Origin of the sequence: uncultured Stenotrophomonas sp., assembly GCF_963519125.1 — a bacterium.
In the GTDB taxonomy this organism is placed as follows: Bacteria; Pseudomonadota; Gammaproteobacteria; order Xanthomonadales; family Xanthomonadaceae; genus Stenotrophomonas.
In genome coordinates, this window is sequence record NZ_CAUQLJ010000022.1 from 26,851 (window position 1) to 50,930 (window position 24,080).

Annotated in this window: 18 protein-coding genes; 8 read left to right on the forward strand and 10 right to left on the reverse strand. The window is 68.2% G+C overall.

The window, feature by feature from the left end; translation table 11 throughout:
• Positions 1 to 29: 29 nt before the first annotated feature.
• A complete protein-coding gene (locus tag RYM47_RS16310) occupies positions 30 to 1,175 on the reverse strand; it encodes a hypothetical protein (protein WP_315389252.1) in 1,146 nt (381 codons plus the stop codon).
• Positions 1,176 to 1,343: 168 nt separating this feature from the next.
• Between RYM47_RS16310 and RYM47_RS16315 the strand changes: the two genes are divergently transcribed.
• From RYM47_RS16315 to RYM47_RS16325, 3 genes are read left to right on the forward strand one after another with little or no spacing between them, the layout of a single operon-like run.
• On the forward strand, positions 1,344 to 2,801 hold the full coding sequence (locus RYM47_RS16315; RefSeq protein ID WP_315389217.1) for an AlkA N-terminal domain-containing protein: 1,458 nt from the start codon (positions 1,344 to 1,346) through the stop codon (positions 2,799 to 2,801).
• 4 nt (positions 2,802 to 2,805) lie between these two features.
• On the forward strand, positions 2,806 to 3,297 hold the full coding sequence (locus RYM47_RS16320) for a methylated-DNA--[protein]-cysteine S-methyltransferase (RefSeq protein ID WP_315389218.1): 492 nt from the start codon (positions 2,806 to 2,808) through the stop codon (positions 3,295 to 3,297).
• 52 nt (positions 3,298 to 3,349) lie between these two features.
• Positions 3,350 to 4,609, forward strand: coding sequence for an ectonucleotide pyrophosphatase/phosphodiesterase (locus RYM47_RS16325; RefSeq protein WP_315389220.1), 1,260 nt, complete (start codon positions 3,350 to 3,352; stop codon positions 4,607 to 4,609).
• 201 nt (positions 4,610 to 4,810) lie between these two features.
• Here the strand turns inward: RYM47_RS16325 and RYM47_RS16330 are convergent, their stop codons facing one another.
• Both RYM47_RS16330 and RYM47_RS16335 read right to left on the reverse strand, forming a co-directional pair.
• Positions 4,811 to 4,993 carry a 30S ribosomal protein THX gene (locus tag RYM47_RS16330; protein ID WP_070208646.1) on the reverse strand — a complete coding sequence of 61 codons (183 nt, stop codon included), beginning with the start codon at positions 4,991 to 4,993 and terminating at the stop codon, positions 4,811 to 4,813.
• 109 nt (positions 4,994 to 5,102) lie between these two features.
• Positions 5,103 to 5,516 carry a MerC domain-containing protein gene (locus RYM47_RS16335; RefSeq protein ID WP_315389222.1) on the reverse strand — a complete coding sequence of 138 codons (414 nt, stop codon included), beginning with the start codon at positions 5,514 to 5,516 and terminating at the stop codon, positions 5,103 to 5,105.
• A 160-nt stretch (positions 5,517 to 5,676) separates the two neighbouring features.
• Between RYM47_RS16335 and RYM47_RS16340 the strand changes: the two genes are divergently transcribed.
• From RYM47_RS16340 to RYM47_RS16355, 4 genes are all read left to right on the forward strand, one after another.
• The gene (locus tag RYM47_RS16340; RefSeq protein WP_315389224.1) at positions 5,677 to 7,863 is read left to right on the forward strand and encodes a TonB-dependent receptor; all 2,187 of its coding nucleotides are present in this window, start codon (positions 5,677 to 5,679) and stop codon (positions 7,861 to 7,863) included.
• A gap of 151 nt (positions 7,864 to 8,014) precedes the next feature.
• The gene (locus tag RYM47_RS16345) at positions 8,015 to 8,581 is read left to right on the forward strand and encodes a TetR/AcrR family transcriptional regulator (RefSeq protein ID WP_315389226.1); all 567 of its coding nucleotides are present in this window, start codon (positions 8,015 to 8,017) and stop codon (positions 8,579 to 8,581) included.
• The gene (locus RYM47_RS16350; RefSeq protein ID WP_315389254.1) at positions 8,578 to 10,239 is read left to right on the forward strand and encodes an MFS transporter; all 1,662 of its coding nucleotides are present in this window, start codon (positions 8,578 to 8,580) and stop codon (positions 10,237 to 10,239) included. Before RYM47_RS16345 ends, RYM47_RS16350 begins: the two co-directional genes overlap by 4 nt.
• A gap of 8 nt (positions 10,240 to 10,247) precedes the next feature.
• The gene (locus RYM47_RS16355; RefSeq protein ID WP_315389228.1) at positions 10,248 to 11,393 is read left to right on the forward strand and encodes an HlyD family secretion protein; all 1,146 of its coding nucleotides are present in this window, start codon (positions 10,248 to 10,250) and stop codon (positions 11,391 to 11,393) included.
• Between the two features lie 107 nt (positions 11,394 to 11,500).
• On the opposite strand, the gene RYM47_RS16360 is transcribed toward RYM47_RS16355, so the two are convergent.
• The 7 genes from RYM47_RS16360 to creB all read right to left on the reverse strand — a co-directional run bounded on the left by RYM47_RS16360 (position 11,501) and on the right by creB (position 23,130).
• On the reverse strand, positions 11,501 to 11,986 hold the full coding sequence (locus RYM47_RS16360; protein WP_315389230.1) for a Fur family transcriptional regulator: 486 nt from the start codon (positions 11,984 to 11,986) through the stop codon (positions 11,501 to 11,503).
• Positions 11,987 to 12,002: 16 nt separating this feature from the next.
• A complete protein-coding gene (gene gltX / locus RYM47_RS16365; protein ID WP_315389231.1) occupies positions 12,003 to 13,406 on the reverse strand; it encodes a glutamate--tRNA ligase in 1,404 nt (467 codons plus the stop codon).
• Between the two features lie 65 nt (positions 13,407 to 13,471).
• Positions 13,472 to 18,886: a DUF6543 domain-containing protein gene (locus tag RYM47_RS16370; protein ID WP_315389232.1), complete on the reverse strand. Its 5,415-nt coding sequence runs from the start codon at positions 18,884 to 18,886 to the stop codon at positions 13,472 to 13,474.
• A 231-nt stretch (positions 18,887 to 19,117) separates the two neighbouring features.
• A complete protein-coding gene (locus RYM47_RS16375) occupies positions 19,118 to 19,555 on the reverse strand; it encodes a hypothetical protein (RefSeq protein ID WP_315389234.1) in 438 nt (145 codons plus the stop codon).
• Positions 19,556 to 19,565: 10 nt separating this feature from the next.
• On the reverse strand, positions 19,566 to 20,885 hold the full coding sequence (creD, locus tag RYM47_RS16380; RefSeq protein WP_315389236.1) for a cell envelope integrity protein CreD: 1,320 nt from the start codon (positions 20,883 to 20,885) through the stop codon (positions 19,566 to 19,568).
• 117 nt (positions 20,886 to 21,002) lie between these two features.
• Positions 21,003 to 22,433 (reverse strand): two-component system sensor histidine kinase CreC, encoded by a 1,431-nt coding sequence (creC, locus tag RYM47_RS16385; protein ID WP_315389238.1) that lies wholly within the window; start codon positions 22,431 to 22,433, stop codon positions 21,003 to 21,005.
• Position 22,434: 1 nt separating this feature from the next.
• Positions 22,435 to 23,130: a two-component system response regulator CreB gene (gene creB / locus RYM47_RS16390; RefSeq protein WP_315389240.1), complete on the reverse strand. Its 696-nt coding sequence runs from the start codon at positions 23,128 to 23,130 to the stop codon at positions 22,435 to 22,437.
• A 45-nt stretch (positions 23,131 to 23,175) separates the two neighbouring features.
• Between creB and rlmJ the strand changes: the two genes are divergently transcribed.
• Entirely contained in the window at positions 23,176 to 24,033 is an 858-nt protein-coding gene (rlmJ, locus tag RYM47_RS16395) for a 23S rRNA (adenine(2030)-N(6))-methyltransferase RlmJ (RefSeq protein WP_315389242.1), read from the forward strand.
• The last annotated feature ends 47 nt before the right edge of the window (positions 24,034 to 24,080 follow it).

Genomic DNA, 24,080 nt, shown 5'->3' on the forward strand with positions numbered 1-24,080 from the left:
CAGTGTAAGGGAATCCCGTGAGCGGTCCGTCAGTTGCGTTCGGCCGCCTCCGCAGCCGGCTGTTCGGCATCGCTGGCGGTGCGCTCGGCGAGCGGGTCACGCGGTTTGTCGCTCGGCGGCAGCAGGATCGATACATCGATCTCCGACAACGGGCTTTCATCCGGGCAGGTCGCATCCGGGAAGCCATAGCGCTGCTTGAGGGTCTGGCCACAGCGGGTGATCGCCTCCAGTTCGCTGCCCTCGTGCTTGCAGTCCTGGTCGAACGCCACCAGGAAGGCGTCCTTGCGGCGCACGAAGTCGTCGCCGCACTTGCGCATCTGCTTGATCCGTTCCAGGTCGTCCTGCACTGCGTTGGTGCCGTCCAGCCCGAACTGGCGCAGCTCGTCGCTGCTGAGCAGGCGCAGGCTGCGGTTGGGGACGGTCATCATCAGGTCGGCCACGCCCACCGCCACGCCATTGCGCTGCAGGTAATCCTTGACGTTGTCGTAGACCTCGTGGAGCTCGAGGTTGAGCTCCGCGCGCGAGGTGGCCTTGGAACTGATCCGCATCATGCGGTGGATGCCGACCTTGCCCGAGACCAGCCGGTTGTCGCCCGCCGCCAGCACGAAGACGCAGGCGCTGTGGCAGACCGAGCCCTCGCGAACCCAGATGGTCCAGTTCGACTCGCCGATGCGGTCGCCGGCCACGATCGCCGCTTCCACCTGCCCGCCGCTGGAATCCAGGTCGAGGATGCGCCGCGACACATGCTGCGCATCGGCCACCAGCGCCACCCGCGCCACCAGTTCGGTGAAGCCGGGATTGATCTTGCCGGCGTAGCGCAGGCGCACCAGGCCGCGTTCGACGCAGGGGCCGATGGCGGTCTCCAGGCTGGCGCGATCCAGCGCTTCCAGTGGCGTGCCATCGCCGGCCGCGTCGGCATATTCGGTGTCGCAGCTGATCCACGCCTTGCCATTGTCCAGCGCCACGTCCGGCCAGCCCTGTTCGCCGCGCTTCGGTGGCGGCGCCGGCGCAGGCGGTGCGTCGGCGGCGTTGAAAGACACCATGTGGTCGCCATCGGCGGTCTGCGCACGCACGGCCTTGTCGGCCGCAGTGACGTTGCCCGGGTTTTCCAGCTGGCTGCAGCCAGCCAGCCCCAGGCACAAGAGCAGTGGCACCGCGCACGACTTGAACACCATGAATCCCCGGATCCCGATCACTGGCGTGCCGAAGGCGGCACGTAGACCCACAGTCTAGTTCCGCCCGCGCGCCGCGCGGGAACGTGTCCTGAACACGGCGGGGCCAGTCCCGGCATCCATGTCCGAAAGTGGCGAGCGCGACCGACCGCCAAGGCCTAGACTGGCCCCATGAACGCCGCCCTGCCCCTGGACTACGCCGCCTGCGAAAGCGCCCGCCTGGCCCGCGATGCGCGCTTCGACGGGGTGTTCTTCACCGCGGTGCGCAGCACCGGAATCTACTGCCGGCCGGTCTGCCCCGCGCCGGCGCCGAAACCGGCCAACGTGGACTATTACCCCACCGCCGCCGCCGCAGCAGCCGCCGGCTTCCGCCCCTGCCTGCGCTGCCGCCCGGAGCTGGCCCCGGAAGCGCAGGACGCACTGAGCAACGAAACCCTGCAGCGCGCCCTGGCATTGATCCACGACGGCTACCTGCAGGACGCCGCAGTCGGTGATCTGGCCGCGCGGCTGCACCTGAGCGCGCGCCAGCTGCAGCGCCTGTTCGTGGCCCGTCTGGGCGCGGCGCCGGCGCAGATCCATGCCACCCGCCGTCTGCTGCTGGCCAAGCAGCTGCTGACCGAAACCGCGCTGCCGGTGACTGATGTGGCGATGGCCGCCGGCTACAACAGCCTGCGCCGTTTCAACGCGGCCTTCGTGGAAGGCTGCGGCATGCCGCCCACCGCGATCCGCCGCCAGCGCGGCACCCTGGCCGACGGCGCGCTCACCCTGCGGCTGGGCTATCGGCCGCCGCTGGATTTCACCGCGATGCTGGGCTTCCTGCGCCGGCGCTGCATTCCGGGCATCGAACAGATCGATGACACCAGCTACCAGCGCGTGATCGGCCCGGCCGAACGCCCCTCGGTGATCCGGGTGAGCGCCGACCCGCGCCGGCCAGAGCTGCTGCTGCAGCTGGGCCAGGTCGACCCGCGCGCGATCCCGGGCATCGTGCGCAAGGTGCGGCGCATCTTCGATCTGGACGCGGACCTGCGCATCGTGCACGCCACGCTGGCACAGGACCCGCTGCTGGCGCGCGGCATCGCGCAGCGCCCGGGGCTGCGCGTGCCGGGTGGCTGGGACGGCTTCGAAGTGGCGGTGCGCGCGGTGCTCGGCCAGCAGGTCAGCGTTGCCGCTGCGATCACCCTGGCGCGCCGCGTGGTCGAGCGCTTCGGCACCCCGCTGGAGGGCATGCCCGAAGGCCTGGACCGTCAGTTCCCGAGCCCGGCGCAGCTGGCCGAGGCCCCGCTGGAAGGCATCGGCCTGCCGCGCACGCGCGCGGCCACGGTGCGCGCGGTGGCCACCGCAGTCGCCGAAGGCCGCCTGGATTTCCACGCCGGCCAGCGCCTGGACAGTTTCATCGACCGCTGCGTGGCGCTGCCCGGGATCGGGCCGTGGACCGCGCACTACATCGCGCTGCGCGCACTTGCGCTGCCCGATGCCTTCCCCGCCGGCGACCTGGTGCTGCAACAGGTACTCGGCGGCGACACGCGCCTGAGCGAACGCGCCACCGAGGCCCGTTCGCAGGCCTGGCGACCCTGGCGTGCCTACGCCGTGCTGCACCTGTGGCATCTGGCCACGTCCGCTTCGGAGTAACCGCATGAACCTGCTCTACGACACCTTCGACAGCCCGATCGGCGCGCTCACCGTGGCCGGCGACAGCCAGGGCATCCACCACATCCTGTTCGAGAACAACCGCTACGACGCGAAGGGTCGCGCGCAGTGGCAACGCGACGCGCACGCGATGCGCGAAGCGCGTACGCAGCTGCTGCAGTACCTGCGCGGCGAGCGCAACGGCTTCGCGTTGCCGCTGGCGCCGCACGGCACCGCGTTCCAGCTGCGGGTATGGAAGGCGCTGGCCGACATCCCCTTCGGCGAGACCTGGAGCTACGTGCAGCTGGCGCGCCATATCGGCCACCCCACCGCCAGCCGCGCGGTGGGCGCGGCCAACGGGCGCAATCCTTTGCCGATCGTGCTGCCTTGTCATCGGGTGATCGGCAGCAGTGGCGCGCTCACCGGGTTCGGCGGCGGGCTGGAAACCAAGGCGGCGCTGCTGGAACTGGAGTCGCGCACGCAGCCGCTGTTCGCCTGACCGTGCCATTGGTTGTCTTCGCTGCGTCACTGCGGGCCACTATGATGGGCGGATGATTTCCGTCCGCCTTTCGCTGGCGCTTGCCGCCGCCCTCGCGTTGACCAGCTGTGCCAGCGCCCCGCCCACCCCGCCGGCCGCCGTTGCCGGTGCAGGCACCCCGGTCGCCGCGCATGCGCCGAAACTGCTGCTGGTGTCGATCGACGGCATGCGCGCGGACATGCTGGACCGCGGTATCACGCCGAATCTTGCACGCATCGCGAAGGACGGGGTGCGCGCGCAGTGGATGACCCCGTCCTACCCGTCGCTGACTTTTCCGAACCACTACACCCTGGTGACCGGGCTGCGCCCGAACCACCACGGCATCATCCACAACAGCATGCAGGAAGAAGGCCTGGGCCGGTTCCAGGTCAACATGCCCGCAGCCGTGACCGATTCGCGCTGGTGGGGCGGCGAACCGATCTGGGTGGGCGCGGAGAAGGCCGGGGTGCGCAGCGCAACGTGGTCGTGGCCGGGCAGTGAAGCCGCGATCCAGGGCGTGCGTCCGAGCCAGTGGCGGGTGTACGACGCGGACGTGCCGCTGGCCGACCGCGTCGACCAGGTACTGGGCTGGCTGTCGCAGACCGACACGGACGCACCGCGCCTGGTCACGCTGTACATGGAACAGGTGGACAAGGCCGGTCATCACTACGGTCCGGACTCGCCGGAGTATGCGGCCGCCATCGTGGCGGTGGACGCGGCCATCGGCCGCCTGCTGGACGGATTGGACACGCGTGGCCTGGACGCGGACACCAACGTGATCGTGCTGTCCGACCACGGCATGGCGCAGGTGCCCGATGGCCAGACCATCGCGGTGGAAGACATGGTGGATCCGAAGATCGCCACGAACATTTCCACCGGCCAGTCGATAGGGTTTGCGCCAATGCCGGGCAAGCAGGCCGCTGCTGAAAAGATCCTGCTGGGCAAGCACGCCACCTACGAATGCTGGACCCGGCAGACGCTGCCGGCGCGTTGGGAATACGGCTCCAACCCGCGCATCCCGCCGATCATCTGCCAGATGCACGAAGGCTGGAACGCGCTGAAGCGCGAGCGCCTGGCCAAGCGCGAACCGGGTGATCGCGGTTCGCACGGTTACGACAACGCCCTGCCCTCGATGCGCGCGGTGTTCATCGCGCACGGCCCTTCGTTCAAGCAGGGCGTCACGCTGCCCGCGTTCGACAACGTCGACGTTTACCCGCTGACGACGCGCCTGCTGGGCATTCCTGCGGCACCGAACGACGGAAACGCGGAAACGTTGCTGCCTGCGCTGCGCTGACTCTGGTGATACCGGGGCCCGCGCAAACAGCAGCGCCTCAATTCATACGTTCAGGGGCGGCCCAAGCCAGGGACATCGCGCACCCCAAGGCTGTTCGCCTCAATCCATCAGCAGCCGGGCAGAGCCCGGCTCTACGCACAAAGCTCCAAAAAAAAACGCGGCGCAATGCGCCGCGTTTTTTCTTCAGGCTGTTGGCGAAACTCAGCCAGCCTTGGCAACAGCCTTCTTGGCCACGGCCTTCTTCGCCGGGGCCTTGGCCACGGTCTTCTTGGCGACCGGCGCAGCTGCGCCCACGGCCACCTTGCTCACCACATGCGAGCGCGAATTGCCGTAGCTGGCGTTGTAGCGCTTGCCCTTGGCGGTCTTGCGGTCACCCTTACCCATGTCGTCAACTCCTCAAGTTCTGAATTCTGATTACCCCGTGCTGACACGGGTTCGGCGAGCCCGTCCAGCGGACGCGCCCGCGCACGATCAGGAAGCCTACCACAGCCCCTCAGTGCGCACAGCTCGCGTCATGTACATGGCCGTGGTTCAAACGCAGGTTGACCAGGTGGGCAACGCCCACCAGCACCCCACCCAGCGTCATCACCACCGCGTGCGGCACCGGCGCGTGGTGCAGCGGCCCGTACAGCAGGCCCGCCCACAGCGCGGTGAGGCCAGGTACCAGGAAGCCCAGCGCACGCAGCGCGCCGTGCCGGCGGTAGCCCCAGACCAGGCTGAACAGACCCAGCAGGGTCACGAAGCTGACCAGCGCCAGCTCCACCCCGTCGCCCAGCCACACCGACAGCCCCAACGACGGCGCGGCCGCGAGCAGGACGGGCAGCACCGCGCAGTGCACTGCACACAGCAGCGACGCAGTGGAACCGAAGCGATCAAGCAGATGACGAAGACGCGGGAGCAGGGGCATGACTTCCAGCAGGGTCGGCGAAACGATATGGAATAATATAACATCAATCCCGACGCGCACTCCCTCCCCTGTCGCTTCCTGCCTCCACCCCCACCTGCCCGGGGATCGGCGCGCCCCATGCTTGATACGTTATAACATTTGACTGACGGACCCTTCGACCATGCGTTCTTCCCGCTCCCTCACGCCGCACGCCTTGTCCCTGGCCTTGGCCGTGGCCCTGGTTCCCTCCCTGGCCACCGCCGCCGACGATGCCGGCGAACGTGACCACCACCTGACCGAACTGTCTGCGGTCAAGGTCACCGCCACCCCGCTGCAGGGCGACGCCGAATCGCTCGCGCGTCCGGTCGACGTGCTCGCCGGCGAACGCCTGGACGAACAGAAGGCCGGCACCCTCGGTGACACCGTGGCCAAGCTGCCCGGCGTGCAGAGCACTTTCTTCGGTCCCGGCGTCGGCCGCCCGATCATCCGCGGCCAGGAAGGCCCGCGCGTTGCCGTGCTCTCCAACGGCATGGGCAACATGGACGCCTCCACCGTCAGCGCCGACCACGCCACCAGCATCGAACCGTTCCTGGCCGACCAGATCGAAGTGCTCAAGGGCCCGGCCACCCTCCTGTTCGGCAGCGGCGCCATCGGCGGTGCCGTGAACGTGGTGGATGGCCGCATCGCCCGCGACCTGCCCGACCGCCCGCTCAGCGGCCGCGCCGAACTGCGCGGCAACTCGGTCAATGACGAGCGCAGCGGCATGTTCCGGCTCGACGGCGTCAACGGCAACTGGGTGCTGCATGTCGACGGCTTGGTCCGCAACGGCGACGACTACCGCATTCCCGGCTATGCCGTAGTGGACGGCCTCGAAGACCACAGCGGCCACGACCACGAAGAAGGCGACACCGATGAACCGCGTCGCGGCACGCTGGACAACAGCTCCATCCGCACCCGCGCCGGCGGCGTCGGCGCGACCTGGCTCGGCGAAGGCGGTTACTTCGGCGCCTCGGCCAGCACGTACCGCACGAACTACGGCATCCCCAACGGCGCCCACGTGCATGCCGACGACGACCATGACCACGATCACGACCATGGCGACGAAGAGGAAGAAGGCGACGAGCACGACGTGCGCATCGACATGGTTCAGAACCGCTTCGAAGCCAAGGGCGGTATCTACAACCCGGTCTCGTTCCTGAAGAACATCAACCTGCGCACCGCCTACACCGATTACGAACACGTCGAACTCGAAGCCGGCACGCCGTCCACCCGCTTCACCAATCGCGGCGTCGAAGGCCGCCTGGAAGCGGTGCAGCAGCAGATCGGCGGCTGGGACGGCGCCTTCGGCCTGCAGTTCGGCAACAGCGACTTCGGTGCCAAGGGCGAAGAAGCGTTCGTGCCGGACACCGGCACCCGTAACCTCGGTGTGTTCGTCCTGCAGGAAAAGCAGTTCGGTCCGTTCAAGCTGGAACTCGGCGGCCGCCACGACCAGGTCAAGCTGGACCCGACCGGCGACTACCGCGCGCGCACCTTCGACGCCACCAACCTGTCCGCCGCGGGCATCTGGAAGCTCAATGACGCCGTCGATCTGCGCTTTGGCGTGGACGGCTCCGAGCGTGCACCTACCAACGAAGAGCTCTACGCCGCCGGCGCGCACATCGCCACCCGGTCGCTGGAAATCGGCGACGCCAACCTGAAGACCGAACGCGGCCAGCGCGTCGAGCTGGGCATCCACACCCACAGCGACCGCCTCGACTTCTCCGCCTCGATCTACCAGACGAAGTTCAAGGACTTCATCTACCTGGCCGACACCGGTGTGGTCGAAAGCCTGCCGGTGCGCCTGTGGACGCAGCAGGATGCCACCTTCAAGGGCGCGGAAGCCGAAGCCTTGGTGCACCTGTTCGAAGGCAACAGTGGCGACTGGGACCTGCGCGTGTTCGGCGACTACGTGAAGGCCGAACTGGATGGCAGCGGCAGCCGCACGGTCGACATCGCCGTGCCGCATGGCGACCACAACCACAACTACACCGTGGACCTGGCCAACAGCGGTTACCTGCCGCGCATCTCCCCGGCCCGCGTCGGCGCCGACCTGCGCTGGTCGCGCGACGGCTGGCGTGCTTCGGTGGGCGCGGTGCGTTACAGCAGCCAGAAGGACACCGCGCAGAATGAGGATCCGAGCGCCGGCTACACCCTGGTCGACGCGCACTTCGCCTACCGCTGGGACCGCAGCGACAGCAACAGCTACGAGGTGTTCCTGGACGGCAACAACCTGACCAACCGCGAGGCCCGTGCGCACACCTCGCTGCTGCGCGACTACTCGCCCCTGCCGGGCCGTGGTGTCGCCTTTGGCATCCGCGCGTATTTCTGATCCCCACTGGGGTAATGTCTGAGCTTCGGGGGCCGCAAGGCCCCCGTTTTTTTGCGCGCTGAATTCACGCGTCGTTGACCATGCCGAGCCGCCTTATACCGCTAACGCCTGCCCGGCTTCCATTACGGACATTCCTGTCCGAAAATAGCCCATGCAAAGTCAACGTGCCGATGCGGCTGCCCGCCGCGCCCTGATCCTGGATGCCGCCGATGCGGTGTTCGGGCAGCACGGGGTTACCGCCCCACTCGACCTGGTGGTTGAAAAGGCGCAGGTCGGGCGCGCCACGCTGTACCGCAACTTCCCCGACCGCACGGCGCTGATCGAAGCGCTGCTGGATCGCACCGTGGCCAGGATCGCGCGACAGGTCGAAACCCTCGGCGACCGCGACGACGTGCTGTTCGAAGTACTGCAGGGCATGGCCTCGCGCCTGGTGCATTCGCCCGCGCTGGCAGATTACTGGCGCGCGGTGGACCCTGACGAACCCAGCATCAAGGCTGCGCGGCAGACCGTGCACGCGCTGCTCAAGGTGCCGATCCAGCGCGCGATCGATGCCGGGCTGTGCCGTCCGGACCTGCAGGCGGCCGACATCTCGCTGATCTCCAGCATGCTCGGCGCCGCGCTGCGTGGCAAAACCAAGGACGAGCGTGCACGGCTGGCAACGCGCGCCCTGCAGCTGCTGCGTGGAGGGCTGGGCGGGCAGGTCGACGGGAGCGGCTGATGCCCGAGTACCTCAAGCCCATCCCCGACTGGGAGGAACACGAAAAGCCGACCCTGCCCGGCTCGGCCTCGATGCCCTGGCACCCGCCGCATCGCCGCCTGGCCTATGCGCTGGTCGCACTGCTGGTCGGCATCACCGGCGGACTCGGCAGCGCGCTGGTCACCGCCAACCTGCCGTTCCTGCAGGGCCAGCTGGGGCTGACCCCGACCCAGGGCAGCTGGTTGGTCTCGGCCTATGCGATGGTCAACGTCACCGCCAATCTGCTCGCCTTCAAGTTCCGCCAGCAGTACGGCATCCGCCTGTTTGCCGAGATCGGCCTCGGCCTGTACGCCGCGCTGGCAGTGCTGCACCTGTTCGTGGGCAGCTTCGAGACCACCATGATGATGCGGGCGGCCAGCGGCTTTGCCGGCGCGGCCTGCAGCACGCTCGGCACGCTGTACATGCTGCAGTCGCTGCCGCGGCGCTTCACCGGCAACCTGCTGGTGATCGGCGTGGGCATCTCGCAGATGGCGGTGCCGATCGCCTGGCTGGTCTCGCCCGGCCTGATCGACACTGGCCAGTGGCACAACCTCTACCTCTTCGAAGCGGGGCTGGCGCTGTGCGCGTTCGCCGCAGTGGTGATGCTCAAGCTGCCGCCCGGCGCGCAGATCAGGGTGTTCGAGCCGATGGACTTCGTCAGCTTCGCCCTGCTCGCCCCGGCGGTGGCGCTGCTGGTGGTGGTGCTGGCCCAAGGCACCCTGCGCTGGTGGCTGGACACCCCGTGGCTGGGCTGGGCGCTGATCGCTTCGATCACGCTGGGCACCGCCGGGCTCGTGGTCGAACACTACCGGCGCAATCCGCTGCTGCAGATCCGCTGGCTGGCCACCCTGCCAATGCTGCACTTCATCGCCGGCGCGTTCCTGCTGCGTTTCCTCACCACCGAACAGTCGTTCGGGGTGATCGGGTTGATGCGCCAGCTGGGCATGGGGCCGGATCAGATGCGGCCGCTGTTCGCCGTGATCCTGGCCGGGGTGATCACCGGCATCGCTACCAGTTCACTGACCTTCGGCCCCAAGCGCATCATCGCCCAGCTGCTGATGGCGATCCTGCTGCTGGGCAGTGCGGCCCTGCTCGACCAGAGCCGCACCAGCCAGGACCGGCCGCATGATTTCTTCCTGAGCCAGTTCCTGGCGGCCATGGGCTCGGGCATGTTCATGGGCCCGCTGATCATGCTCGGCATCACCCAGGCCCTGAAACAGGGCACCGACCACATGATCACCTTCCTGGTCACGGTCTCGATCACCCAGACGTTGGGCGGGCTGGCCGGTTCGGCACTGCTGGGCACTTACCAGGTCCACCGCGAGCAGGTCTATTCCAGTGCGCTGGTCAGCCAGCTCGACCCGTCCGACGGGGTCGTCGCGCAGCGGCTGAAACTGCAGCAGCAGGTGTACACCGCGCAGATCACCGACCCGGTCCAGCGCAGCGCGCAGGGCACCGCGCAGCTGGCCCAGGTGACCCGCCGCGAAGCCAACGTGCGCGCGTTCAATGACGTGTTCTCGCTCAGCGGGCGCATTGCGCTCGGCTTCCTTGGCTGGTTGCTGCTGCTGTCGGTGCGCACCGCCGTGCTCAAGCAGTGGCGCAAGCGCCACCCGCGTCCTGCCCTCTCCCCTTCGCCCTGAGTTTCCCCATGTCCAGCACGCCTCCGCGCGACGACGCACCCGACGACGTCAACCCACCACCGCCCACGGACGCAGCGCCGGCCGCTGCGCCCGCGCCCAGCGGCGCGCCGAAGTACCTCAAACCGGGTCGGCGCGCCGTGGTGGTGATGATCGTGGTCGCGCTGATCGGCATCGCCCTGATCCTGCGCGCGTGGTCGCTGTGGCCGTTCAACAGCAGCTGGGTGAGCACCGACAATGCCTACGTGCGTGGACAGATCACGGTGTTGGCGCCACAGGTCAACGGCTATGTGACCGACGTGCTGGTCAGGGACTTCCAGCATGTGAAACAAGGCGAGGCACTGGTCCGCATCGACGACCGCATCTACAAGGAAAAGGTGGCGCAGGCGCAGGCCAATCTCGACAGCGCGCAGGCGGCGCTGGCCAACTCCGACCAGGCCCAGGCGCAGAACCGGGCGCAGATCGGGGCGGCCAAGGCCAACCTCTCCGCCGGTCAATCCGAGCTTTCGCGTTCGCGTAGTGAACTCAAACGTTACGAACAACTGGCCGACCAGCAGTTGGTGGCATTGAATGACCGCGACAAGTTCCGCACCAGTGCCCAGGCGGCGCAGTCGTCGGTGCAGCAGTCACAGGCGCAGATCCGGATTGCCGAAGAGACCCTGACCTCTACCCAGGTGGCGCGCAAGGGGCTGGAAGCGGGCGTGGAAACCGCGAAGGCACAGCTGGAACTGGCGCGTATCGACCTGGCCAACACGGTGATCCATGCGCCGCGCGATGGTCAGGTCAGCGAGGCGTCGGTGCGGCTGGGACAGTACGTCACCGCCGGTTCGCAGCTGTTGTTCCTGGTGCCGGACACGCTGTGGGTGGTGGCCAATTTCAAGGAAGGCCAGACCTGGCGGATGCGGATCGGGCAGCCGGCGTCGTTCTCGGTGGATGCGTTCGACGGTGAGCGCATGACCGGGCATGTGGAGCAGATCGCGCCGGCGACAGGTTCGGAGTTCAGCGTATTACGGCCGGACAATGCCAGCGGCAATTTCACCAAGGTGGTGCAGCGCTTGCCGATCCGGATTGCGATCGATCCGGATCAGGAACTGGCGGGGCGGCTGCGGCCGGGCATGTCAGTAGTTGTACGAGTAAACACGGCAGAAAGTCGGTAGAGCCACGCCGCGCCCCTTGACCGACGTGCGCCATTTTCATGAACGCGTCGCCACGCGCCAACGGATATGCCGCACCCGCACGGGACGTGATTTATTGCGTGGCTGCCTCATCCCGCGCAGCGGGCGCACAGACCATGCACTTCCAGGGTCTGCGCCTGCGGCTGGAATCCCAGCTCCTTCGCACGCTCTTCCAGCTGGCTGACGATGTCGCGGTCTTCCAGCTCGACCGCGCTATGGCAGCTGTTGCAGATCAGGAACGGCACCGAATGCTGGGCGCTGCTCGGGTGGTGGCAGGCCACGAAGGCGTTCACCGACTCGAGTTTGTGCACGAACCCATTGGCCATCAGGAAATCCAGCGCGCGATACACGGTGGGCGGGGCGTCGGCGCCCACGCCCTTGCCACTGCGCACCCACTCCAGCAGCTCATAGGCCTTGACCGGCTTGCCGGCTTCGGCGATCAGGCGCAGTACGTTGGCGCGGATCGGCGTCAGCCGCAGTCCGCGCTCCGTGCACACGCGCTCCACTACCTTCACGAAGTCCGAGGCGTCGTGAACGTGATGGTGCGGGGCGGTACAAGCGGTCTTGGCGGACATGCGCGGTCTCCAGTGGTCAGGCCGTCGGTACTTTAGTAAGTGCGACGTCGATGCGTTTCAAGGCTTCTTCACGCCCGGCCAGGAACACGGTCTGCGAGATGTCCGGGCTGACCTGGGTGCCGGTGATGGCCACGCGCAGCGGCTGCGCCACCTTGCCCATGCCGATCTCCAGCGCCGTTGCGACGTCATGCAGGGCTGCAGCCACGCCGTCCAGGGTCCACTCGCCCAGGCCCGCCAGCAGCTCGCGGGTCTTGCCCAAGGCCAGTTCGGCGCCCGGCTTGAAGTGCTTGGCCACTGCCGCTTCGTCGTATTCGACCAGCGGCTGGTACCAGACCACGGCCTTTTCGGCCATTTCCTTCAGGGTCTGCACGCGGTCGCGCAGCGCCACTACCACGTCGGCCGGGGCCGGGCCGGCGGCCAGGTCCAGGCCCAGCTTGTTCAGCTGGTAGACCAGGTGCGGGGCAATGCCGGCCGGGTCTTCGGTCTTCAGGAAGTGCTGGTTGACCCAGCCCAGCTTGGCCATGTCCAGGCGCGAGGCCTTGGAGTTGCAGTTGGTCACGTCGAACAGGTCGATCAGCTCCTGGCGGCTGAACAGCTCCTGGTCGCCATGCGACCAGCCCAGGCGGGCCAGGTAGCTGAGCAGCGCGTCGGGCAGGTAGCCTGCGTCCTTGTACTGCATCACGTCGGCCGCGCCGGTGCGCTTGGACAGCTTGGCGCCCTGCTCGTCCAGGATCATCGGCATGTGGCCGAACTTCGGCACCGGCGCGCCGATGCCTTCGTACAGGTTGATCTGGCGCGGGGTGTTGTTGATGTGGTCATCGCCGCGGATCACTTCGGAAATGCGCATGTCCCAGTCGTCCACCACCACCGCGAAGTTGTAGGTGGGGAAGCCGTCCGGGCGGAAGATCACCATGTCGTCGAGCTCGCTGTTGGCGATCTCGATGCGGCCCTTGATCAGGTCGTCGAACACGACCGTGCCTTCCTGCGGGTTCTTGAAGCGGATCACCCGGTTCGGGTCATCGCGGTACGGCAGGCCCAGGTCGCGCGCGGCGCCGTTGTAACGCGGCTTTTCCTGGCGCGCCATCGCGGCCTCGCGCATCGCGTCGAGCTCTTCGCGGGTTTCGTAGGCGTAGTAGGCCTTGCCGTCGGCCACCAGCTGTTCGGCAACTTCCTTGTAACGGGCCACGCGCTGGGTCTGGTAGATCGGACCTTCGTCATAGCCCAGGCCCAGCCAGTCCATCGCCTCCAGGATCGCGTCGATCGCGCCCTGGGTGCTGCGCTCGCGGTCGGTGTCTTCGATGCGCAGCACGAACTCGCCGCCGCGGTGGCGCGCTTCCAGCCAGCAGTACAGGGCGGTGCGGGCGCCGCCGATGTGCAGGTAACCGGTGGGACTGGGGGCAAAGCGGGTGCGGCAGGTCATGGACGGCTCGGGGGTACAGGATTCCGGGCAATTTTACCTGCCCCGGGCGGCAATGGGGGCCGGGGCTAGCGGACATGCTCGAACAGGGCGGTCCAGCCGCGCGCGGCAGCCTGGTCCTTCATCCTCGCGGTGTCGACCTGGCGCAGGTGGAACTGCATGCGCCCGCCGCCGGCCGCAGGCACCGCCCCGTACATTTCGGCCAGGGTCTCATCGGCCTTGTCGCGCCCGGTCCGGGCCGAGAGCCTGCTGAAGTAGCGCGAGCCGAACAGGTTGTTCGTCCACTGGTTGAACTTGGACAGCTTCTTGAACACCATCAGGCCGAAATTGGGGTCGTACAGCAGGTACTCGCGCTGCCCGTTGGCCAGCACGTTGATCGCGCAGGCCATGCTGTGGGTGGAACCGCTGAGGATGAACTGGCTGCTGCGGGTCACCTTGGACAGGAAGTCGGCCAGGTCGTCGATGGCGATCAGCGAAGACGCCGAGGTCGAACCCGGCAGCAATGCAACGCCCTGCGCGTCGCGGACCAGCGCGCGCACCACCCCGGCGTGCGCGCTGCCGGGTTCGCGGATCGCCCGGCGCAGCTGATCCAGCACGTGGACCTCTTCACCCTGCCCCATGGCCGTGGCCATGATCCGCGACAACCCGGTGCACATGCCGGATGACGCCATGCCCATGCCCTCGCCCAGGAGGGTCTGCGACGCTGGAATGAACTGGCCGCCGGCAATGTACACCGAGTCGTGGACCACTTCGTTGACCACGATGTAACGCTCGGCGCGCAGCGTGTTGTCCAGCCGCTCGATGATCACCGACAGGGCGCCCTGCTGCACCGGGTCGAGGTTGCCAGACACGAACAGCTCCTTCATGCGCTGCAGGGAGATGGTGTCGGCCTCGTCCGGCGTCTTCACCCGCCCCCAGTTCTCCTGCCCCCAGGCGAAATCCTGCGAGCTGCTGTCCACCGAGCGCGTCACCGAGCGTTCGACCAGCGAGTTCAACGACCCGCGGTAGCTGCGCTCCAGCCACTGTTGGCGCCTGCGCGAGCCGCTGTTCGGCGCGCCGCCGCGGAGGCCGACGTCGCTGTGCGGTTCCCACGCGCCGTCCGCGTTGAGGCGCACCGGCTGATGGTAGAAGTTGCCCGGCGCCGGGTTCTGCAGGCGCCAGGTGCCGTGCGCACGGTCGAAGGCCACTTCGTAGGCGTGCCCGCCCTGCTCGATGTACTGCCGCCCCAGGTAGTCGTGCACGCCGTTGTCGGCCGCGCGCGAGCCGGACAGCGTCACCGGCCGCGCGTAGCGCTCCGCCAGGTGGTCGAGCGGGTCGACCACCCGCTCCCACGACGGCGCCTGTATCGCCGGTTGCAGTCGCGCCCCGTTGCGCGCGGCCAACCCAGCCAACCGCGCGGTGCCCAGCGGCGCCGACAACGCCAGGCCGAACGCCCCGGACAGCGCAGTACCCGCCCCGTCACGGCGCTGGCCGGGGGTATCCCCGCCAACGGCCTGCTGCACGCCCACGGCCAGCTCTGCGGCCGACACCAGCGCCACCACCGGCAGGATCTCGGGCAGCACCAGCGAAATCAGGCCCATCGCTTCCTGGCACCGCGCCATGCGCGGCATCCAGGTCCGGCGGAAGGCCTCCCAAGGCGAGGTCATCACCGTCTGCGCGTCGCGGCGTGCCCGCTGCTGCAGTCGCGCCACCAGCGCGCGCGAGGTTTCGCCAACGATCGGCAGCACCGCGCCGCCATGCGCGAACATCGCCTGGGCGCCGTCGCCCAGCGCGGTATGCACGCCATTGGAGATCCAGCCGTCCTGCAGGTCGGCAAGGTCGAACGCGGTCTCCAGCCATTTCCGTCCGATGTCGGTGGCTGCGGCACGCTCGACCCAGCCCATCATGTCCGCATCGCTGGCGAATTCGTGGAAGCGGTGGCGGTCGTTGGGGAAATACAGCAGCGCCTCCGGCCCCTGCGCGTCGCCGATATGCAGCACGGTCGAGGCGATGCCGTGGATCTGCAGCCAGCCGCTGCGCATGCCACTGCGTGGCACCGGCGTGTAGCCCGGGTCCTGCGACTGGGCCGCCGTCATGGTGCCGAATGGCCCCAGCGCCAGCTGCGCGCCGCGTGAGGACAGCGAACCGTCGGCATGCTGCTGCGCGCAGCCATACAGGAAGCCACCGCGCAGGGTCGTCAGGACATCGGTTGCATGCGCCTGCCAGAACTGCTCCAGGGCCCGCATATAGTCGCCCTGCACGTCCAGTTCGCGTGCGATCGCGAGCAGCTGGGACGCCTCCAGGCCCACCACTTCGTTGTTCTCGTCGAACAGCGCGCTGTCGCCGCTGGTGTACAGGCCCAGCAGACGCCCCGGCGATTCGTCGAACCCCGCCGCGCGGGTCATCACGCAGTCGGCGAAGCTGGCCACCGACACTTTCTGCGCCCGGTTGTGCACCCATCCGCTCTGGGTCTGGTCGCTGGCACGCCCGTCCTTGAACGACACGATGTAGCAGCAGCTGCTGTCGAACGCGGTCCGGTAGCGGCGCATGATTTCATCGTCCAGGCGCCGCTGCACGAAGGGCACCAGCAAGGGGTAGGCATGCTCGACCAGGCTGCGCCCCACGCTCAACGCATGCAGCCAGCGTGCGCCGTCGATGCCGGCGTTCTGCAGCGCGCCGGGCGTGTCGGGCGGGAACCGCGCCAGCCAATGCGCCGTGCTGCGCGCGGACAGACCGGCGCTGTCCAGTGCGGCCAGCTCACCGGCGGCGGCCAGAACCGGCACCGGGATCGGCAGGTACGGCGAGGCCAGCCCGGCATCCAGGGAATTGAACGCCTGGCGCAGCTGTGCGGACGACCGCAAGCCCGTAGCGCGCAGCTGCGCATGCCGCAGCTCAAGCATCTGCAGGAACAATGCCCAGCGGAAGTCGCCTTCGATCACATACGCCGGCCTGACCGGCAGAACCCCGTTCTGCCAACGCGCGTGGTGGTTCACTGCGACCCGCAGGGACAGCTGGTGCGGCACTTCGTCGGCGAGCTGCTGCATGGCGGCTTCAGTTGAGTCGAAGGCCTGGATCAACGGCGTGCGCGTGGTACTCACCAACAGCGTGATCGGCGCCGACGGGTGCGGGCCGGCCACGGCGGTGACCAGCAGCACGCCGTGCAAGGGCACGACTTGGCCATCGGCATCGGCGGACACGGCGTGCACATCGACCTGCCAGCCCGGCTGTGCCAACGCGCGGCCGTCGCCAGCCTCGGCAGGATTGAACCGGGTGGGAAAATCGACCAGCGCCTTGACCACTGCGGCCGCCGGGTCGCTGAGCTGCCCTGCGGCATTCAGCAGTACCGCCGTGCCTGCCAGGCGCCGGCCGATGGCGGTGACGAAGCGCGACGAACCGGCAACAGGCCGACCGTGCCAGGCCTCTTCCAGGCATGCGTCATGGCGGCGGCGGAAGGCGCCGAGGTAATCGCGGCCCTGCACCGCAACGGCGAACTGCCGATAGGTCAGTTCCCGGCATTCCTGCACCGGGAAGTAGGTTTCCGGCACCCCCCGGTAGTACAACCCGGCGTACAGGCTGTCGGTCTCGACCGGCAGCAGCGCCGCGCCCACCAGGGTGTGGGCGCTGACCAGCCCGCTGCGCACACGGCGGTCGGGCGGCACCAGGCGATGCTGGTTGCGGAACGTCGCTCCCGGCGGGCGCAACTGGCGGGCTTCCCATTGCGGCCAGGTCTCGCTGGTCTGGAAGGTGTTGAGGTAGATCTGGGTGGGATCGACCTCCTTGCCGGTGACCCTGCGCAGGTCCGCTGTCACCAGTTGGGTCAGATCCCGGTCCAGATGGGGCAACTCGGCAAAGGCCAGGACCAGGCTGTGTTCGGAGGCCACCACCTGGCGCCAGGCGGTGTTCAAACGCTGATGCTGCTCGCTGGCATTGCGCCCCATCGACTGCACCCAGGTCAGCATCCGCGAGCGGACCAGCGCCAGGTCCAGTCCGGGCGGTGAAACGGGGGGCTGCGGCGCCTGCTCGACATCCGGAGGCGGCGCCTGCCATGCCGCGTCGACCAGGATCCGGCTGACGTCATCAAGCTGGCTGCGTTCGCCGGCACCCAATACCGTTTCGCCGTGGCCCACCAGGGACGGGGTGGCAATCGACCGGCGCACGCGGTGGGCTTCGCCTGCAGCAGGCACTGGGGCAGGCGATGCCAGCGCGGCGATCACTTCGCGCGCCACGTGATTGGCTTGAAGCAGTTCGGCGACCTCCACGCTGAGCGCCGCCCTGTCCGGGTTCGGTGCGTCGTGCACCCGGTGCCACAGTGCCTGCCAGATCGAGCCCGCGCCGTCGTGGTCGATGACCTCGTCCAGCAGTGCCACGACGTGCGCCACCTGCTCCGGTGCGGATGCGGTCGTCGGCGTATCCCGGAATGCCCAGCGCCACCCCAGTGCAGCCAGGCCGAGCCCGCTGCCGACCAGCCCTGCGGCGGTCGCCAGCATGCTGCGTCCGCCATGCCGGGCGGCACCGCTCGCACACGCTGCGCCCGGTGCGCGAATCAACGACGGCACGGCGCCGGGAATGACCGCAGGCGCGTTGGAAGACACCTGCGACGCAGCCGCACCGCCCGGTACCACTGACGGCCGCACCGGCGCCAGCGACGCAACGTACAGCAGCGCATCCACCATGGCGCGGCGCAGGCCGGTGGATGGATGCGGCGCTGGGTCTGCACGCTGCGCCACCGCCAGCAACCACTGGCCCAGCTGGTCACCGCGACCTCCCCGCGTGAGCAGCAGCGGCGCGGCACTACCACCGGCCAGCTGGTCCAGCGTAGCGAGCACTACGACGCGTTGTTCGTCGTTGATCAGCGGGCATTGGTCGAGATCCAACAGGTCGAACAGGGCTGGCAGCGCCGCGCGGCTATCCATGATGTCACCGGTAGCCGCCGCGCTTGCGGCCACCTGTGCCACCGCCCGTTCGATCTGGGCAGCGGGCAGTGCCGGCAGCCACTGATGCAACTGCTGTCGTGCGATCCCGCGTTGCCACGCCGGTGGATGCACCTGCAGGCCCAAGGCTACCGCGCGCGCATCGTCCACGCCCTGTGCCCGCTGCGCGTCGAGGATGCCATTCCACGTATCGCGCGATTGGTCCAACGGCCGGTACAGCGCATCACGCATTGCGCCGAACAATGAATTCCGGCTCGCCACGTCTTCGGTCAGCAGTGAACGCAGCGCCACGCAGTGCACCTCCCAGTCCACCCGGGGCAGCGTAAGCAACGCGGTCAGGCAGATCCGCCATGCAGCTCGCTGGTCCTTGGGCAACACCGCAGGAAGCATCGCGGGAAGTGCGTCGTCCACCAGCCCCTGCGCCATTAGAGCGGACAGCGCAGTGCGATGGAAACCCGACTCCAGGGTCAGGAAGAAATGGGCATCCAGCGGCCCCATGCGCAGGGCGGCGGCGAGCGCGTCCAACGCGTTCTGCGGTACTCCGTCCAACCATAGGCGGCGTGCGGGGGGCATGGGATGCACGCTGCGATTCGATACCGAGACAGCGGACGTCGGACGTTGCGACATCGGCGCGGGCGCCAGCGGGGTCGCTGGACCGTAAGCGCGTCCCGCTGGGGACAGGGTCAGGTTCGCCATGGGTGCGAAGTGAGGTGACGAGGGGCTGGAACCTAGCGCGATCCCATAATATTTCCAGCCCATCCTTGAGCCAGCAGCGTCGCGCCACGTTCCCCGGAGCCGGAAGCGTCAACGCCGCCAGCCGAACCAGAGTTCACCCTGTGTCGGCAACAACACCAACCACCGCGCTGCGTCGCTGGATGCGCTGGCGTAGATCGGCACGTCCGCCGGCCATGTCCGCGGCAGGCCGCACATGGCAACAATGACCCTGGCGCCAGGGCCTTCGCACCAGGGTCCATAACGATCACCGTCCTGCCCCGCGTGACACGGTCCGCGTGCGTTCCGGGCGTCGCGCAGGAAGGCCAGTCCCTGTGCAAGTACGGCAGCACGGGTTTCGGCGGCGAGTGCAAACCGCAACACGCCGGGCGCAACGCGCGCCCCCGGCAGAGCCTGCAGCGGCGACGGCCACAGGCGTGTCGCCTCCGCATCCGTCACCAGCGCGCAACGCCCCAGCCGGGCCGGCAAGGCCCGGCTGGCACGCGCCTGCAGACGATGCTGCACGTTCATCGCCATCGCCTTACTTCAGGCTCGCGCCAAGTTCGTACCAGTCGATCCGGCGGGTGATCCACATCGCGGTAGCCAGCACGCCGAACAGCAGCAGCGAGCCCATCAGCAGCGCATTGTTCTCCGACACCAGCAGTCCATACAGCGCGCCGTACAACACAGTGAGCATGCCGGCAAACCCCAGTCCACGCAGCCAGCTGCCCAGCACCCCGGACAAGTACACCGCCTGCAGCCCGATGCAGGCCACCGCCGAGACCACGTAGGCCACCCAGAACGGAATGTGTTCGGAGAGGCTCAACAGCAGCAGGAAGAAGATCGCCAGCGCCAGCCCGACCATCAGGTATTGCAGCGGGTGGATGCGCAGGCGCTTGATCAGCTCGAACAGGATGAAGCCCACAAAAGTCAGCACGATGAAGAGGATGCCGTACTTGCTGGCGCGGTCGGCCTGGGTGTAGATGTCGACCGGGTTGACCAGCTCCACGCTCACCGTTTCCGGCTCCACATCACGGGCGCTGCGCAGCTGGCGTTGTGCTTCGGAAGCCAGCGACGACACCGCCCACTGCGCCTCAAAGCCCTTCTCGCCTACCTGCCGCTCATTGGGCAGGAAACTGCCGCCGAACGACGGATGCGGCCACGGCGAGCGGATCGCGATGCGGCTGTCGTCGCCCACAGGCACCACCGCCAGCGAACGGGTGCCGTCGAGCACCACCGACAGCTCCACCTTGCTGGCCTTGAGCAGGCCACCGGCCGTGTCGGTGAAGCCCTGCAGCGGCACGTGCAGGCCCTTGCCGATGCCACTGACATCGCCGATGCCCGGTTGCAGGGTCAGCGCCTCGCCGTCGACCTTCAGATCGGGCGAGCCGACCAGGCCACGCACGTCTGCTATGCCGACCGCCAGGTACGGCGTGCCGTATACACGCCCGGCCTTGATCGGATAGTCGTCATCGCTGAAGACCGCGCTGACCTTCGCCTTCCAGGTGTACACCGGCACACGGAACAGGCCGATCCGGCGTTCGTCCGGCACCATGCCGCCATCGACCACCAGCTTCGACGGCATCTGCAGCCAGTAGCTCTGTTCGACCTGGGTTTCAATCTTTTTGGTGCCGGTGGCATCCACCACTTCGACCTGGCGGGTGTCGGTCCACGGCACCACCCGGATCGGGCCGGTCAGGGTCTGCGCCCCGGCCCGACTCTGCGACACCCGCAGGTAGGCCTCGTCGCGATACGCCTCGCGCTCGCTGATCACCCCGCGGATCATCATCAACGGAATAAGCAGCAACAGGATCAGCCCGCCCACGATGGCGAACCGCAACAGCATTTTCAGGGATTTCATCACCCGTCCTCGGTTGGGAAGGGTGCCAGCGTCTCAACCGACGGTGTGTCAGGTTTGCAGCGAATAAGAAGCGAATGTGAAGTCTCTGGTAGAGCCACGTCCTGCGTGGCTGCAGACTCACCGCAGCCAGACTGACGCGACCGCTCCGCCACCCTCGCGATTCACCAGCGCCACCCGCCCGCCGTGCAGTCGCGCCACCTCCTGCACGAACGACAACCCCAATCCTGAGCTACGCAGACCCGTCGTCGGCCGCGCCAACGAATAGAACCGTTCGAACACGCGCTCCAGCGCAAAGTCCGGCACTCCACTGCCGCGGTCGGCCACGCGCAGCACCACTGCATCGCCGTCTCGGGTTGCGCTCAACGCGATACGGCTTCCAGCGGCCGAAAACGCGAGCGCGTTCTCCAGCAGGTTGTTCAGCGCCTGCCGCAGCAGGTAAGCGTCGCCCTGCACTTCCAGTTCCGCAGCGGCCTCAACCTCCACGCCTACCCCGGCCGCCTGCGCACGCACCGCCACCGCATCGGCGGCCGCCTGCAGCAGCGGCGCCACGGCAATCCGCTCGCGCGTCTGCAGCCAGCCATGCTGCTCAACTTCGGCCAGCGCCAGCAGCTTGTCGATGGTTTCGGTCAGCCGCTGTTCCTGGCCCTGGATGCTGCGTGCGAAATGCATGCGGTCCGCCTCCGGCAGCGGCTCCTGCAGCAGCTCGGCCGCACCGCGGATCGCCGCCAGCGGGCTTTTCATCTCGTGGGTCAGCGACTGCACGTACTGCTCCACGTACGCCTTGCCCTCCAGCTTGCGACGCATGGTTTCCAGCGCCCGGCCCAGGTCGCCGATCTCGTCGCGGCGGGCCTGCGGGGGCGGCACCGGTTCGCCGGCGCTGACCGCCTTGGCGTAGCGGTTGAGACGGTTCACGCCGTGCATCAGCCAGGCGGTCATCAACAGGCCGATCAACGCGGAAATCCCGATCAGCCAGGCACCACGCTGCAGGATGGCGCGCTGGCTGGCGGCAATGAACGGGTCGATGCTGCGGTTGGGCTGGGCCAGGCTGAGCACGCCGATGAGCCGGGTGGCATCTGCAGGGTCGTGGATCGGCGCAGCCACGTGCATCACCGAATGCACTTCGTCGCCCGGGGTTTCCGGGCTGGAGCGCGCGCCGTACTCGCCGCGCAGGGTGCGGTAGACATCGTTCCAGCGCGAGTTGTCGCGGCCGATATCCTGCCCGGTGGAGTCGTAGACCACGATGCCACGCGCGTCGGTGATGGTCACACGGTAGTCGAGACTGCGCTTGGGGAAACGCCACACCATCGCCTTGGGATCGCGGCGTTGCGCGCGCGCCAGGTTGGCGACGAACGCGCCGTTGTTGATGTTCCCGGACTTGAGGTCCGCAGCCGCCATCTCCGCCAGCACGTTGGCCGCGTCCACCAGGGTCGCCTCCATCGCCTGGCGCACCCCGGGCTTCACTTCGTTGACGAACACGCGCATCACGAAGAACGCGGCGATGCCCACGATCAGGAAAAAGCCGAGGAACAGTTTCAGGCCCAGCCGCACGCTACACCTCCAGGGCGTAACCCACGCCGCGGTGGGTGCGGATCGGGTCCGGGTCCGCCCCGGCCGCGCGCAGCTTGATGCGCAGGGTCTTCACGTGGGTGTCCACGGTGCGGTCGGCGCTGTCGGCGTCGCTGTCCCAGCCCCGGTCCATCAGCTGGGCGCGGCTGAGGATGGCACCGGGGCGTTGAAGCAGCGCGGCCAGCAGCGCGTACTCGTAGCGGGTCAGCTCCAGTGCCTGGCCGTCGAAGCGGATACGGCGGCCCTCGCGGTCGATCGCGAAGCGGCCGTGCGGCTGCCAGCCCGACCCCTCGGCCTCCACCACCGGCGCGCTGCGGCGCAGCCGGGCGCGCACCCGCGCCACCAGCTCGCGCGGCGAAAACGGCTTGGCCATGTAGTCGTCGGCGCCCAGTTCCAGGCCCAGCACCCGGTCGAACTCGTCGTTGCGGGCCGTCAGGAAGATCACCGGTACCTGGCTGAAGGTACGCAGCGCGCGGCACACCTCGAATCCGCTCATGTCCGGCAGGCCCACGTCCAGCACCACCACGTCCACCGGCCCCTGGCGCAGGCGCTGCAGGGCCTGCGCGCCAAGCAGGCAGTGTTCGGCCGCGTAGCCCTCGCTGCGCAGCGCGTAGAGCACGGTATCGGCGATGGCGGCCTCGTCTTCGACGACCAGAACGGTATGCAGGGGGCGGTTCATGCGCGCAGCATAGCCGCTGGGGCCGCCGCCCCGTACACTGCGCCGATGAATTACCACCACGCCTTCCATGCCGGCAACCACGCCGATGTGCTCAAGCACATCGTGCAGCTTGCCCTGCTCGACAGCTTCAAGCGCAAGGACAGCCCGTTCTTCGTGCTGGACACCCATGGCGGCGCCGGCCGCTACCTGCTGGCCAGCGAGGAGAGCCGCAAGACCCTGGAGGCCGAAGACGGCGTGATGCGGCTGATGGCGCAGCCCACCCTGCCGGCCGTGGTGGAGCGCTATCTCAAGGCGGTGCAGGCCGACAACCCGGTCGGCGCGATGGTCAGCTACCCGGGCTCGCCGCTGCTCAGCGCGCAGGCCATGCGCGAGCAGGACCGCATGGCGGTGTGCGAACTGCAGGACGCCGAAGCGGCTTCGCTGAAGGCCCTGTTCGCGCACGACAGCCGGGTCGCGGTGCTGCACGCCGACGGCTACGCACAGAACAAGGCGCTGCTGCCGCCCAAGGCCAACGGGGCCAAGATCGGCCGCGGCCTGGTCCTGATCGACCCGCCCTACGAGGGCCAGGACGCCGAGTACCAGCGCATCCTCGCCTCGGTGAGCGAGATCCTGGGCCGGTGGCCGCAGGCCAGCTTCGCGATCTGGTTCCCGATCAAGCAGCGCCGCACCATCCTGCATTTTCTGCGCAAGGCCTGCGCCCTGCCGGTGAAGTCGGTGCTTACAGTAGAACTACTGGTGCGGCCCGACGACTCTCCCCTCAGGCTAAACGGCAGTGGCATGCTGCTGCTCAACCCGCCCTGGCAGTTCGACCAGGTATTGGCTCCGGCCATGCCCGCGCTCAAGCAGCATCTGGGCGAAGCCGGTGCGAGTACCCGGCTGCAGTGGCTCAAGCAGGCCGAATGACCGGCGTGAGCGTTCCGTTCACGGAACGCGCCCCCGGGGATGCGAGA